This is a genomic window from Pseudomonas guangdongensis (genome assembly GCF_900105885.1).
Taxonomy (GTDB): Bacteria; Pseudomonadota; Gammaproteobacteria; order Pseudomonadales; family Pseudomonadaceae; genus Geopseudomonas; species Geopseudomonas guangdongensis.
Genome location: NZ_LT629780.1, coordinates 2,513,812 through 2,526,939, shown reverse-complemented (window position 1 = coordinate 2,526,939; position 13,128 = coordinate 2,513,812). Strand labels below are relative to the sequence as shown.

At 66.9% G+C, this 13,128-nt stretch carries 12 protein-coding genes; 10 read left to right on the top strand and 2 right to left on the bottom strand.

The features are described 5' to 3' along the window. The first annotated feature begins 80 nt into the window (after positions 1-80). Together BLU22_RS11920 and BLU22_RS11915 are read left to right on the top strand one after the other, a co-directional pair. Entirely contained in the window at positions 81-1,478 is a 1,398-nt protein-coding gene (locus tag BLU22_RS11920; protein ID WP_090214790.1) for an MATE family efflux transporter, read from the top strand. Position 1,479: 1 nt separating this feature from the next. Continuing rightward, positions 1,480-2,544 (top strand): DUF3080 family protein, encoded by a 1,065-nt coding sequence (locus BLU22_RS11915; protein ID WP_090214787.1) that lies wholly within the window; start codon positions 1,480-1,482, stop codon positions 2,542-2,544. Positions 2,545-2,610: 66 nt separating this feature from the next. Here the strand turns inward: BLU22_RS11915 and tusA are convergent, their stop codons facing one another. Then, positions 2,611-2,850: a sulfurtransferase TusA gene (gene tusA / locus BLU22_RS11910; RefSeq protein ID WP_090214784.1), complete on the bottom strand. Its 240-nt coding sequence runs from the start codon at positions 2,848-2,850 to the stop codon at positions 2,611-2,613. Positions 2,851-3,057: 207 nt separating this feature from the next. Between tusA and acnA the strand changes: the two genes are divergently transcribed. Next, positions 3,058-5,733, top strand: coding sequence for an aconitate hydratase AcnA (gene acnA, locus BLU22_RS11905; protein ID WP_090214781.1), 2,676 nt, complete (start codon positions 3,058-3,060; stop codon positions 5,731-5,733). Positions 5,734-5,742: 9 nt separating this feature from the next. Here acnA and BLU22_RS11900 read toward each other — a convergent pair whose 3' ends face one another. Beyond that, positions 5,743-6,375, bottom strand: coding sequence for an alpha/beta family hydrolase (locus BLU22_RS11900; protein WP_331713905.1), 633 nt, complete (start codon positions 6,373-6,375; stop codon positions 5,743-5,745). Between the two features lie 117 nt (positions 6,376-6,492). On the opposite strand from BLU22_RS11900, the gene ccoN (BLU22_RS11895) reads away from it, so the two are divergent. The 7 genes from ccoN (BLU22_RS11895) to ccoP (BLU22_RS11865) all read left to right on the top strand — a co-directional run bounded on the left by ccoN (BLU22_RS11895) (position 6,493) and on the right by ccoP (BLU22_RS11865) (position 13,004). Further along, positions 6,493-7,935 (top strand): cytochrome-c oxidase, cbb3-type subunit I, encoded by a 1,443-nt coding sequence (gene ccoN / locus BLU22_RS11895; RefSeq protein WP_090214778.1) that lies wholly within the window; start codon positions 6,493-6,495, stop codon positions 7,933-7,935. After that, positions 7,935-8,546, top strand: a complete 612-nt coding sequence (ccoO, locus tag BLU22_RS11890; RefSeq protein ID WP_090214770.1) for a cytochrome-c oxidase, cbb3-type subunit II — start codon at positions 7,935-7,937, stop codon at positions 8,544-8,546. Before ccoN (BLU22_RS11895) ends, ccoO (BLU22_RS11890) begins: the two co-directional genes overlap by 1 nt. A gap of 30 nt (positions 8,547-8,576) precedes the next feature. Then, positions 8,577-9,500, top strand: a complete 924-nt coding sequence (ccoP, locus tag BLU22_RS11885) for a cytochrome-c oxidase, cbb3-type subunit III (RefSeq protein WP_090214775.1) — start codon at positions 8,577-8,579, stop codon at positions 9,498-9,500. A 338-nt stretch (positions 9,501-9,838) separates the two neighbouring features. Further along, complete coding sequence (ccoN, locus tag BLU22_RS11880) at positions 9,839-11,281, top strand: cytochrome-c oxidase, cbb3-type subunit I (protein ID WP_090214773.1); 1,443 nt, start codon at positions 9,839-9,841, stop codon at positions 11,279-11,281. Beyond that, positions 11,281-11,892: a cytochrome-c oxidase, cbb3-type subunit II gene (gene ccoO / locus BLU22_RS11875; RefSeq protein WP_090214770.1), complete on the top strand. Its 612-nt coding sequence runs from the start codon at positions 11,281-11,283 to the stop codon at positions 11,890-11,892. Before ccoN (BLU22_RS11880) ends, ccoO (BLU22_RS11875) begins: the two co-directional genes overlap by 1 nt. A 6-nt stretch (positions 11,893-11,898) precedes the next feature. Continuing rightward, positions 11,899-12,093 carry a cbb3-type cytochrome oxidase subunit 3 gene (locus BLU22_RS11870; RefSeq protein ID WP_090214768.1) on the top strand — a complete coding sequence of 65 codons (195 nt, stop codon included), beginning with the start codon at positions 11,899-11,901 and terminating at the stop codon, positions 12,091-12,093. Then, complete coding sequence (gene ccoP, locus BLU22_RS11865) at positions 12,090-13,004, top strand: cytochrome-c oxidase, cbb3-type subunit III (RefSeq protein ID WP_090214766.1); 915 nt, start codon at positions 12,090-12,092, stop codon at positions 13,002-13,004. The genes BLU22_RS11870 and ccoP (BLU22_RS11865) overlap by 4 nt, the downstream gene beginning before the upstream one ends. Positions 13,005-13,128: the final 124 nt, after the last annotated feature.

Genomic DNA, 13,128 nt, shown 5'->3' with positions numbered 1-13,128 from the left:
TTTCGCCGCGCCACGGCAGCTGCCGCTGGCCGCGTCGCAAGCCCCGGCGTAGACTGGCCGCTGCTTGTCGAGGCCCCACGATGTCCATTCCCAGTACCACCCCCGCACTCTCCCGCCCGCGCCGTACCCTCCGCGAACTCCGCACCCTGCTGGGCCTGGCCGTGCCGATCATCATCGCCCAGCTGGCGCACACCGCCATGGGCTTCGTCGATACCCTGATGGCCGGCCGGGTCAGCGCCCACGACCTGGCTGCCGTGGCACTGGGCAACTCGATCTGGGTGCCGGTGTTCCTGCTGATGACCGGCATCCTGATGGCCGTCACCGCCAAGGTCGCCCGCCATGCCGGCGCCGGCGACTTCGCGCGCATCGGCCCGCTGGTCCGCCAGGGGCTGTGGCTGGGCCTGCTGGTCGGCCTGCTGGCAGGCGGCTTACTGTGGGGCGCACGCCCTCTGCTGCAGATGATGCAGGTGGATGCGGCGCTGATCGATCCGGCGATGGGCTACCTGCAGGCGGTTGCTGTCGGCTTCCCCGCCGTCGCCCTCTATCAGGTACTGCGCTGCTTCAGCGACGGCCTGGGGCGCACGCGGCCGAGCATGGTGCTCGGCATGCTCGGCCTGCTGCTGAACATCCCGGCCAACTACGTGTTCATCTACGGCAAGCTGGGCGTACCGGCCATGGGCGGTGTCGGCTGCGGCTGGGCCACCGCGCTGGTGATGTGGTTCCTACTCGGCGGCATGCTGCTGTGGGTGCGCTGGGCGCCGGTGTACCGCAGCAGCCAGTTGTTCACCCGCTTCGAGGCGCCGCAGCCGGCGGCGATGCGCCCGCTGCTGGGCGTCGGCCTGCCGATCGGCATCTCGGTGTTCGCCGAGGCCAGCATCTTCTCGGTGATCGCCCTGCTGATCGGCAGCCTCGGCGCCACCGTGGTCGCCGGCCACCAGATCGCGCTGAACTTCTCCTCGATGATCTTCATGATCCCCTACTCGCTGGCGATGGCCGCCACCGTACGGGTCGGCCAGGCCCTCGGGCGCGGCGCGCCGCGCGATGCGCGCTTCGCCGCCGGCACCGCGATGCTGCTAGCGCTGGCCTACGCCTGCTGCTCGGCGAGCCTGATGCTGCCGCTGCGCGAGGCCATCGCCCGCCTGTACACCAGCGACCCGCAGGTGGTCGCCCTGGCCGCGGGCCTGATCGTCTACTCGGCGCTGTTCCAGTTCTCCGACGCCATCCAGGTGACCGCCGCCGGCGCCCTGCGCGGCTATCAGGACACCCGCGTGACCATGCTGATCACCCTGCTGGCCTACTGGGGTATCGGCCTACCGGTCGGCTATGCGTTGGGCCTGAGCGACTGGCTGGGACAGCCCAGCGGCCCCGCCGGGCTGTGGCAGGGCCTGGTGGTCGGCCTGACCTGCGCCGCGCTCCTGCTCGGCTGGCGCCTGAGCGGCTGCGCGCGGCGCAGCATCCGCGCCGCCCGGAGCCGCTGAGATGCGGCGCGGCGTCCTGCTCGCCCTGCTCCTGCTGCTGGCCGCGTGCCAGCCGGGAGATCCGGGCCAGGCGCTGCAGGACGACTATCTCGCCCGCCTGGCCAACGGCCTGGAACTCGACCTTGCGGCCGCACCGCCCGCCAGTCTGGAACAGTGGCGCATGCCGCCACGCCGCGAGCGCCTGCTGGCGACGCCGGAGCTGCGTATCGGCCTGCTCGACCTGCTGATCGACATGCATCGCTGCCCGCGTTTGCAGCAACTGATCGCCGAGCGCAACAACAGCCTGGGCAAGCAGATGGTCGCCAGTCGCCGTCTGGGCTACGAAGGGCAGCTGATCGCGGCGCTGCAGGACTGTCTGCCGGTGCTGGCGCGCCCCGCCGACGCCGCAACCCGCGACACCCTGCAGGCGCTGCTGGCAGCCAAGCGCGAGCAGCTCCCGGCGGTATTCTGGAACGCCGTCAACGCCGGCCCCGAGGTCGAGCAGTACCTACGCTTCGCCCCGCGCGCGCTGGCGCCCGAGGCCCCCGGCGACGAGGCCGCGCTGCTCGCCCTCGAACGCCTGGCAGAGATCGGCACGCACTTGCCGGCAGCCCTGCCACCGGCGCCGGAGGCCCTGGACGAACTGTTCTTCGCCCTGCACGCCAGCTCCGGCGGCCCAGAGCTGATCACCAGCCTGCAGCGCCTGACAGCTACGCTGGAGGCCGGCAGCGAGCTGCTGGAGCGACGTCAGGCCACGCGCCCGCTGTGCCCACAGGGCCGGCCGACGCCACGCGGGCGGCTCATGCAGAACCTGTTCGTCAAATACTACGCCGGGCAGTTGCAGCCCTATCTGGCCACGGTTCATCAGCGCGGGCAGCGCTGGAGCGCCGCCCTGCGGCGGCTGGCCGGCGCCCCCGGCATCCCGAGCGCCAGCCGCGACTACCTGCTGGCACTGGCCGGCACCGAGCACTCGCTATGGAGCGGGCTGAACGCCGCCAGCCAGCGCCACGTGCAGGCCTGGCAGGACAGCCTGCGCCGCTGCCAGCTGGCGCCGGGACAGAGCGGCTGGGACGCAAGCCGGCGCTAGGCCGGCCACGGACTCGGCGTAGAGCCTTCCCCGACAAGCGCGCGTGCGCCTGCCGGGCAGTGCATATCAGTCGAGCTTCTTGCGGATCCAGTACAGGTAGGTGCCCGCCTCTTCCTGCTGTTCCAGTAGCTCGTGGCCGAGGAACAGGCAGAACTTGGGAATGTCGCGACGGGTCGAGGGGTCGGTGGCGATCACCTTGAGCAGGCCGCCGGCCGGCAGGTCGCGCACCTTGTTGTGCAGCATCATCACCGGCTCGGGGCAGTGCAGGCCGGTGGCATCGAGAACGGCGTCGGGTTGCTGGGTCATGGAACTCTCACGAACGGGGCCGGCGGATAACGGGCCGGCATTGTCGCGCAAAGTCGCGCGCCGGTCATCCGCCGCACGGGCGCCGCGCCCTGCACCGGGCTAGGCTTGCCTTTCCAGTCCGCGCCGGCGCCCTGCTGCGCGGCCGGGACGACACGCAGCGCACCCGGCGCCAGCCGCGGCTCGCATGACGACTGGGAGGATCGCGCCATGGCTCACCCGGACAGTTTCCACTGCCTTCGCCCGCTGCAGGTGGGCGGGCACACCTACACCCATTGCAGCCTTGCCGCTGCCAACGCGCGGCTGGGCGACAGCAGCCGCCTGCCCTTCTCCCTGCGCGTGCTGCTGGAAAACCTGCTGCGCAACGAAGACGGCCACAGCATCGTCGCCGACGACTGTCGGGCGCTGCTCGCCTGGCTGCCCAAACGCCACTCCAGCCAGGAGATCCAATTCCGCCCGGCACGGGTGTTGATGCAGGACCTCACCGGCGTGCCCGGCGTGGTCGATCTGGCGGCGATGCGCGATGCCATGGCCGCCGCCGGCGGCGATCCCCTGGCCATCAATCCGCTGTCGCCGGTCGATCTGGTCATCGACCACTCGGTGATGGTCGACCGCTTCGCCGCGCCGGACGCCTTCGCCGCCAACGTGGCCATCGAGATGCGGCGCAATCACGAGCGCTATGCCTTCCTGCGCTGGGGGCAGCAGGCCTTCGCCAATTTTCGCGTGGTGCCGCCGGGCACCGGCATCTGCCATCAGGTCAACCTGGAGTATCTGGCCCAGGTGGTCTGCAGCCAGGCCGACGGCGAGCGCACCTGGGCCTACCCGGACACTCTGGTCGGCACCGACTCGCACACCACCATGATCAATGCCCTTGGCGTGCTCGGCTGGGGCGTCGGCGGCATCGAGGCCGAAGCCGTGATGCTCGGCCAGCCGCTGTCGATGCTGATTCCCGAGGTGGTCGGCATGCGCCTGGTCGGCCGGCTGGGCGAAGGCGTCACCGCCACCGATCTGGTGCTGACCGTCACCGAGCGGCTGCGCCGGCATGGCGTGGTGGGCAAGTTCGTCGAGTTCTGCGGCCCGGGGCTCGACCACCTGCCCCTCGCCGATCGCGCCACCCTCGCCAACATGGCACCGGAGTACGGCGCTACCTGCGGCTTCTTCCCGGTCGACGGGCAGACCCTCGACTACCTGCGCCTGACCGGCCGCGACCCGCAGCGTCTCGCGCTGATCGAGGCCTACTGCCGCGCCCAGGGCCTGTGGCGCGAAACCGGCCAGCCCGAGCCGCTGTTCAGCGAGGTGCTGGAGCTGGATCTGTCCGCCATCCGCCCTTCGCTGGCCGGCCCGAAGCGCCCGCAGGATCGCGTGGCGCTGGAGGACATCCGCACGCAGTTCGACAACCTGCTGGTCCTGGAAGGGCGCCAGGCCGAACTGCAGCAGGACTTCGCCGTCGCCGGCAGCGAGCAGCGCCTGCGCCACGGTGACGTGGTGATCGCCGCCATCACCTCCTGCACCAACACCTCCAACCCCGGCGTGCTGATGGCCGCCGGCCTGCTGGCGAAGAAAGCGGTCGAGCGCGGCCTGACGCGCCGCCCTTGGGTGAAGTCCTCGCTGGCACCCGGCTCGCGGGTCGTCAGCGACTACCTGGCCAAGGCCGGCCTCAGCTCCTATCTGGACCGGCTCGGCTTCAATCTGGTCGGCTACGGCTGCACCACCTGCATCGGTAACTCCGGCCCGCTGCCGACCGCGATCGCCGAGTGCATCAATGTCCATGAACTGATCGTCAGCGCGGTGCTGTCCGGCAACCGCAACTTCGAAGGGCGGGTCCACCCGCAGGTCAAGGCCAACTGGCTGGCCTCGCCGCCGCTGGTGGTGGCCTTCGCCCTGGCCGGCACCACGCGCATCGACCTGAACCGCGAACCGCTGGGTCACGGCCGCGACGGCCAGCCGGTGTACCTGCGCGACATCTGGCCCAGCGACGCCGAGGTCGCCCAGGCCGTACGCGCCGTGGAGGAGGGCATGTTTCGCCGCGAATACGCCCGGGTGTTCGAGGGCGATGCCGCCTGGCAGGGCATCACCAGCGGCGCCGGCGCGACCTATCCCTGGCAGCCGAACTCCACCTATATCCGCCGCCCACCGTTCTTCGCCGGCATCGAGCGCCCGGAGCCACCTGCCACGGACATCGAAGGCGCCCGCATCCTCGCCCTGTTCGGCGACTCGATCACCACCGACCACATCTCCCCGGCCGGCAACATCAAGGCCAGCTCGCCGGCGGGGCTGTACCTGCAGAGCCTGGGCGTGGCGCCCGAGGACTTCAACTCCTACGGCGCGCGGCGCGGCAACCATGAGGTGATGATACGCGGCACCTTCGCCAACATCCGCATCAGGAACGAGATGCTCGGCGGCGCGGAGGGCGGCCAGACCCTGCACCAGCCCTCCGGCGAACGGCTGTCGATCTTCGAGGCCGCCCAGCGCTACCAGGCCGCAGGGGTACCGCTGCTGGTGGTCGCCGGCAAGGAATATGGCACCGGGTCGTCACGCGACTGGGCGGCCAAAGGCACTCGCCTGCTCGGCGTGCGCGCGGTGCTGGCCGAGAGTTTCGAGCGCATTCATCGCGCCAACCTGGTCGGCATGGGCGTGCTGCCGCTGCAGTTCCTCCCCGGTCAGAACCGGCGCAGCCTGGCACTCGACGGCAGCGAACGCCTGAGCATCCGCGGCCTGACCGGCGATCTCGCGCCGCGACAACAGCTGATCGTCGAACTGCACCGTACCGACGGCGGCGAAGAGCGCTTCGCCGTGACCTGCCGCATCGATACCCGCATCGAGGCCGAATACTTCCGCGCCGGTGGCATTCTCCGCCATGTGCTGCGCCAGTTGCTCGCCCGCTGAGTACGACCGTCACTCCGCCACGAAGAAGGCTGCAACCTGTGCCGCAGCGCTGTCCAGATGCGCGGCGTGAGTGTACCCGGAGGCCTTGAGCGGCTTGAGGTCGTGATCGCCGGCCGCCAGCCAGTGCAGCCGGATCGCGGGCGACAGCGCATAGCCGGCGACCCGCTCGCGGTTGCCCAGCGCATCGCGCTCGCCCTGGACGATCAGCGTCGGCGTCTGCAGGTCGGCCAGATGCTCGACGCGCGGCCGCTCGGGCTTGCCGGCGGCATGGAACGGGTAGCCGAGACAGATCAGCGCCGCCGCCCCCAGCTCGTCGGCCAGCAGGCTGGCCATGCGCCCGCCCATCGACTTGCCGCCGATCGCCCAGTCGCCCGACGCCTCGGCGTTCACCTCCCGCCAGATCGTCCGCCAGCACTCCAGCAATTGTGACTGCGGGTTGGGCGGGCGCTTGCCACCGCCCTGGCGCCGCTGCGCCATGTAGGGAAACTCGAAACGCGCCACAAGGATGCCGCGCCCGGCCAGCCGCTCGCTCATCCCGGTCATGAACGGGCTGTCCATCGGCGCGCCCGCCCCATGGGCCAGAATCAGCCGCCCGCGCACCTCGTCCGGCGGCACAGACCACATCAGGCCGGAAAAATTCATCGCTAATCCCTCACGCTCGATAGGGCTTTGATTTGTATCAACATCTTGCCATAGCGGTTTATCCATCCTGACGCTGATCTTTTCCGATCAAAGCCCATTAGTCGTGGAACCTCCAAAATGAGCACAGCAAATCTCAGGACTGCTTATAACTACAGGGTGGTTCGCCAGTTCGCCATCATGACGGTGATCTGGGGAATCGTCGGGATGGGGCTCGGCGTACTGATCGCCGCACAACTGGTCTGGCCGAGTCTGAACTTCGACCTGCCCTGGACCAGTTTCGGCCGTCTGCGCCCCCTGCACACCAACGCGGTGATCTTCGCCTTCGGTGGTTGCGCCCTGTTCGCCACTTCCTACTACGCGGTGCAGCGCACCTGCCAGACCCGCCTGTTCGGCGGTCCGCTGGTCGCCTTCACCTTCTGGGGCTGGCAGGCCGTCATCCTCCTCGCCGCCATCACCCTGCCGCTGGGCTATACCTCCTCCAAGGAGTACGCCGAGCTGGAGTGGCCGATCGACATCCTGATCGCCGTGGTGTGGGTCTCCTACGCGGTGGTGTTCTTCGGCACCGTAATGCAGCGCAAGAGCAAGCACATCTACGTGGGCAACTGGTTCTTCGGTGCCTTCATCCTGGTGACGGCGATGCTGCACATCGTCAACAACCTGGAGATCCCGGTCACCTTCACCAAGTCCTACTCGCTGTATGCCGGCGCCACCGACGCGATGATCCAGTGGTGGTACGGCCACAACGCCGTGGGCTTCTTCCTCACCACCGGCTTCCTCGGCATGATGTACTACTTCGTGCCCAAGCAGGCCGAACGCCCGGTCTACTCCTACCGCCTGTCCATCGTCCACTTCTGGGCGCTGATCACCCTGTACATCTGGGCCGGCCCGCACCACCTGCACTACACCGCCCTGCCCGACTGGGCCCAGTCGCTGGGCATGGTGATGTCGGTGATCCTGCTGGCGCCAAGCTGGGGCGGCATGATCAACGGCATGATGACCCTCTCCGGGGCCTGGCACAAACTGCGCCATGACCCGATCCTGCGCTTCCTGGTGGTCTCCCTCGCCTTCTACGGCATGTCCACCTTCGAAGGCCCGATGATGGCCATCAAGACCGTCAACGCACTGTCCCACTACACCGACTGGACCATCGGCCACGTCCACGCCGGCGCCCTCGGCTGGGTCGCCATGGTGTCCATCGGCTCGCTGTACCACCTGATCCCGAAAGTGTTCGGCCGCAAGGAGATGCACAGCATCCCCCTGATCAACGCCCACTTCTGGCTCGCCACCATCGGCACCGTGCTGTACATCGCCTCCATGTGGGTCAACGGCATCGCCCAGGGCCTGATGTGGCGTGCGGTCAACGAGGACGGCACCCTCACCTACTCCTTCGTCGAAGCCCTCGAAGCCAGCCACCCCGGCTTCCTGGTCCGCATGATCGGCGGCGCTTTCTTCCTCACCGGCATGCTGCTGATGGCTTACAACGTCTGGCGCACCGTGCGTGTGGCCAAGGCCAATGAAATGGCCGCCGCCGAGCAGTTCGTGGTTCAAGGAGCCCACTGATGAAGAATCATGAAATCATCGAGAAGAACATCGGCCTGATGGCCCTGCTGATGGTTCTCGCCGTCAGCATCGGCGGTCTGACCCAGATCGTCCCGCTGTTCTTCCAGAAGGAAACCACCGAGCCCGTCGAGGGCCTCAAGCCCTACACCGCGCTGCAGCTGGAAGGCCGCGACATCTACATCAAGGAAGGCTGCGTCGGCTGCCACTCGCAGATGGTCCGTCCGTTCCGCGCCGAGACCGAGCGCTACGGCCACTACTCGGTCGCCGGCGAGAGCGTCTACGACCATCCGTTCCTCTGGGGCTCCAAGCGTACCGGTCCGGACCTGGCCCGCGTCGGCGGCCGCTACTCCGACGACTGGCACCGCGCGCACCTCTACAACCCGCGCAACGTCGTGCCCGAGTCGAAGATGCCGTCCTACCCGTGGCTGGTCGAGCATCAGCTCGACGGCAAGCACACCGCGGCCAAGATGGAAGCCCTGCGTACCCTGGGCGTGCCGTACACCGACGAGGACATCGCCGGCGCCCGCGACGCGGTCAAGGGCAAGACCGAAATGGACGCGCTCGTCGCGTACCTGCAGGTCCTCGGCACCAGCATCAAGAACAAGCGCTGATGCGCGGCCTCAGCCAGGAGTAAACGATCCATGACAGGATTCTGGAGTTTCTACATCACCATCCTCACCGTCGGCACCCTGCTGGCGCTGGCATGGCTGATCTTCGTGACCCGCAAGGGCCAACGCCCCGACACCACCGACCAGACCATGGGTCACACGTTCGACGGCATCGAGGAGTACGACAACCCGCTGCCGCGCTGGTGGTTCCTGCTGTTCGTCGGCACCCTGATCTTCGGCGCCCTGTACCTGGTGCTCTACCCGGGCCTGGGCAACTGGAAAGGCGTGCTGCCGGGCTATGAAGGCGGCTGGACCCAGGTCAAGCAGTGGCAGCGCGAAATGGACCGCGCCGACGCCGAGTACGGCCCGCTGTTCGCCAAGTACGCCGCCATGCCGGTGGCCGAGGTGGCCAAGGACGAGCAGGCCCTGAAGATGGGCTCGCGCATGTTCGCCTCCTACTGCTCGGTGTGCCATGGCTCGGACGCCAAGGGCAGCTACGGCTTCCCCAACCTGACCGACAGCCATTGGCGCTGGGGTGGCGAGGCGGAAACCATCAAGGCCTCCATCCTCGCCGGCCGTCACGGCATCATGCCGGGTTGGGTCGCCGTCATCGGCGAAGACGGGGTGAAAAACGTCGCCGCCTACGTGCGTGGCGAACTGGCCGGCCTACCGCTGCCGGAAGGCCACGGCGCCGACCTGGCTGCCGGCCAGCAGATTTTCGCCGCCAACTGTGTGGCCTGCCACGGCGCCGAAGGCAAGGGCGTACCCGCCATGGGCGCACCCAACCTGACCGCCAGCACCGGCTGGATCTATGGTTCGAGCCTGACCCAGCTGCAGCAGACCATCCGTAACGGTCGCCAGGGCCAGATGCCTGCCCAGGAACCCTACCTGGGCAACGACAAGGTGCATCTGCTCGCCGCCTACGTGTACAGCCTCTCGCAGCAACCCGCTCAATAAGCGGCAAGGGGCGTAGCGCGCAACGCGCTACGCCCCTCTTTTACTGCGCGACCAAGTGTCGCACCCCGCCTGAAGTTTCCTTCACAGCAACGCACAAGGGGACTAAGCTCCCCGGTCAGTCGCACTTCCTTACAAAAGCAACGCGACAATATGACCTTGCGGCGTCTTGCGTGACCCCGCCTGCGCTCCCACGAAAACGCCAGCCAGCATGGACAGGTGGCGGGCTTTGCATGCAATTCCTTTGACAACAGGGAGTTGCGTTGCAATGCCTACCTGCTTTCTCCATACTTGCCGCCGTTTTTTGTCCCGAAAAGTCCATTAACCGTGGAACCCCTGCAATGAGTACAGCAATCAGTCAGACTGCTTATAACTATAAGGTGGTCCGCCAGTTCGCCATCATGACGGTGATCTGGGGGGTCATAGGAATGGGCCTAGGTGTCCTGATCGCTGCCCAGTTGGTATGGCCGAGCCTGAACTTCGACCTGCCCTGGACCAGCTTCGGCCGCCTGCGCCCCCTGCACACCAACGCGGTGATCTTCGCCTTCGGTGGTTGTGCCCTGATGGCCACCTCCTTCTACGTGGTGCAGCGCACCTGCCAGACCCGCTTGTTCAGCGACGCCCTTGCCTCCTTCGTGTTCTGGGGCTGGCAGGCGGTGATCGTGCTGGCAGTGATCACCCTGCCGCAGGGGTTCACTTCCTCCAAGGAGTACGCCGAACTGGAGTGGCCGATCGACATTCTGATCGCCGTGGTGTGGGTCTCCTACGCGGTGGTGTTCTTCGGCACCGTGATGAAGCGCCAGGCCAAGCACATCTACGTGGGCAACTGGTTCTTCGGCGCCTTCATCCTGGTGACGGCGATGCTGCACATCGTCAACAACATGGAGATCCCGGTCACCCTGTTCAAGTCCTACTCGATGTATAGCGGTGCCACCGACGCCATGATCCAGTGGTGGTACGGCCACAACGCTGTGGGCTTCTTCCTCACCACCGGCTTCCTCGGCATGATGTACTACTTCGTGCCCAAGCAGGCCGAGCGCCCGGTCTACTCCTACCGCCTGTCCATCGTCCACTTCTGGGCGCTGATCACCCTGTACATCTGGGCCGGCCCGCACCACCTGCACTACACCGCCCTGCCCGACTGGGCCCAGGGCCTGGGCATGGTGATGTCGGTGATCCTGCTGGCGCCGAGCTGGGGTGGCATGATCAACGGCATGATGACCCTCTCCGGGGCCTGGCACAAACTGCGCCATGACCCGATCCTGCGCTTCCTGGTGGTCTCCCTCGCCTTCTACGGCATGTCCACCTTCGAAGGCCCGATGATGGCCATCAAGACCGTCAACGCACTGTCCCACTACACCGACTGGACCATCGGCCACGTCCACGCCGGCGCCCTCGGCTGGGTCGCCATGGTGTCCATCGGCTCGCTGTACCACCTGATCCCGAAAGTGTTCGGCCGCAAGGAGATGCACAGCATCCCCCTGATCAACGCCCACTTCTGGCTCGCCACCATCGGCACCGTGCTGTACATCGCCTCCATGTGGGTCAACGGCATCGCCCAGGGCCTGATGTGGCGTGCGGTCAACGAGGACGGTACCCTCACCTACTCCTTCGTCGAAGCCCTCGAAGCCAGCCACCCCGGCTTCCTGGTCCGCATGATCGGCGGCGCCTTCTTCCTCACCGGCATGCTGCTGATGGCTTACAACACCTGGCGCACCGTGCGTGTGGCCAAGGCCAATGAAATGGCCGCCGCCGAGCAGTTCGTGGTTCAAGGAGCCCACTGATGAAGAATCATGAAATCATCGAGAAGAACATCGGCCTGATGGCCCTGCTGATGGTCCTCGCCGTCAGCATCGGCGGTCTGACCCAGATCGTCCCGCTGTTCTTCCAGAAGGAAACCACCGAGCCCGTCGAGGGCCTCAAGCCCTATACCGCGCTGCAGCTGGAAGGCCGCGACATCTACATCAAGGAAGGCTGCGTCGGCTGCCACTCGCAGATGGTCCGCCCGTTCCGCGCCGAGACCGAGCGCTACGGCCACTACTCGGTCGCCGGCGAGAGCGTCTACGACCATCCGTTCCTCTGGGGTTCCAAGCGTACCGGTCCGGACCTGGCCCGCGTCGGCGGCCGCTACTCCGACGACTGGCACCGCGCGCACCTCTACAACCCGCGCAACGTCGTGCCCGAGTCGAAGATGCCGTCCTACCCGTGGCTGGTCGAGCATCAGCTCGACGGCAAGCACACCGCGGCCAAGATGGAAGCCCTGCGTACCCTGGGCGTGCCGTACACCGACGAGGACATCGCCGGCGCCCGCGACGCGGTCAAGGGCAAGACCGAAATGGACGCGCTCGTCGCGTACCTGCAGGTCCTCGGCACCAGCATCAAGAACAAACGGTAACTCGCCATGGAAATCGGGACTCTGCGTGGCCTGGGCACTGCCCTGGTACTGATCGCCTTCGCGGGCTTGCTGCTGTGGGCATTCAGCGGCAAGCGCAAGAAAAACTTCGACGAAGCCGCCAACCTGCCGTTCGCCGACGAACCAGAGACGCCCGAGAAGCCCACGAGCGACGAGCACGCTTCCAGGAGCAATAAAGAATGACTACCTTTTGGAGTCTGTACATCACCATCCTCACCGTCGGCACCTTGCTGGCGTTGACATGGCTGATCTTCGCGACCCGCAAGGGCCAGCGCCCCGACACCACCGACCAGACCATGGGTCACACCTTCGACGGCATCGAGGAATACGACAATCCGCTGCCGCGCTGGTGGTTCCTGCTGTTCGTCGGCACCCTAATCTTCTCCGTCGGCTATCTGGCCCTCTACCCGGGCCTGGGCAAGTGGAAGGGCGTGCTGCCGGGCTATGAGGATGGCTGGACCGGTGTCAACCAGTGGAAGAAGGAAATGGCGCGCGCCGACGAGCAATACGGCCCGCTGTATGCCAAATACGCCGCCATGCCGGTGGCCGAAGTGGCCAAGGACGAGCAGGCCCTGAAGATGGGCGCTCGCCTGTTCGCCTCCAACTGCTCGGTGTGCCATGGCTCGGACGCCAAGGGCGCCTACGGCTTCCCCAACCTGACCGACCACGACTGGCTGTGGGGCGGCGAAGCCGACACCATCAAGACCACCATCCTCGGCGGTCGCCAGGCAGCCATGCCGGCCTGGAAGGACGTACTGGGCGAAGAGGGTATCCGCAACGTTGCCGGCTACATCCGCAGCCTGAGCGACCTCAAGAACCCCGAAGGCATCGACCTTGCCGCCGGTCAACAGATCTACGCCACCAACTGTGTAGCCTGTCACGGTGTCGAGGCCAAGGGTAATCCGCTGATGGGCGCGCCGAACCTGACCGACCGCGTATGGCTGTACGGTTCCAGCTTCGCCCAGGTGCAGCAGACCCTGCGCCACGGTCGTAACGGCGTGATGCCCGCCCAGAACGAGATTCTCGGCAACGACAAGGTTCACCTGCTCGCAGCGTACGTCTACAGCCTGTCGCAAAAGGCTGAGCAACAGTAAGACCCGTGCGGCTGTCGCGCGACCACCCGTCGCATGCAGCCGCCCGCCATTAGGCGTACCATTGCAAAACAGGTGAATTGACCCCGGTCGGCCAAGTACCGGCCGGGGCACCTCCTTCTCCAGC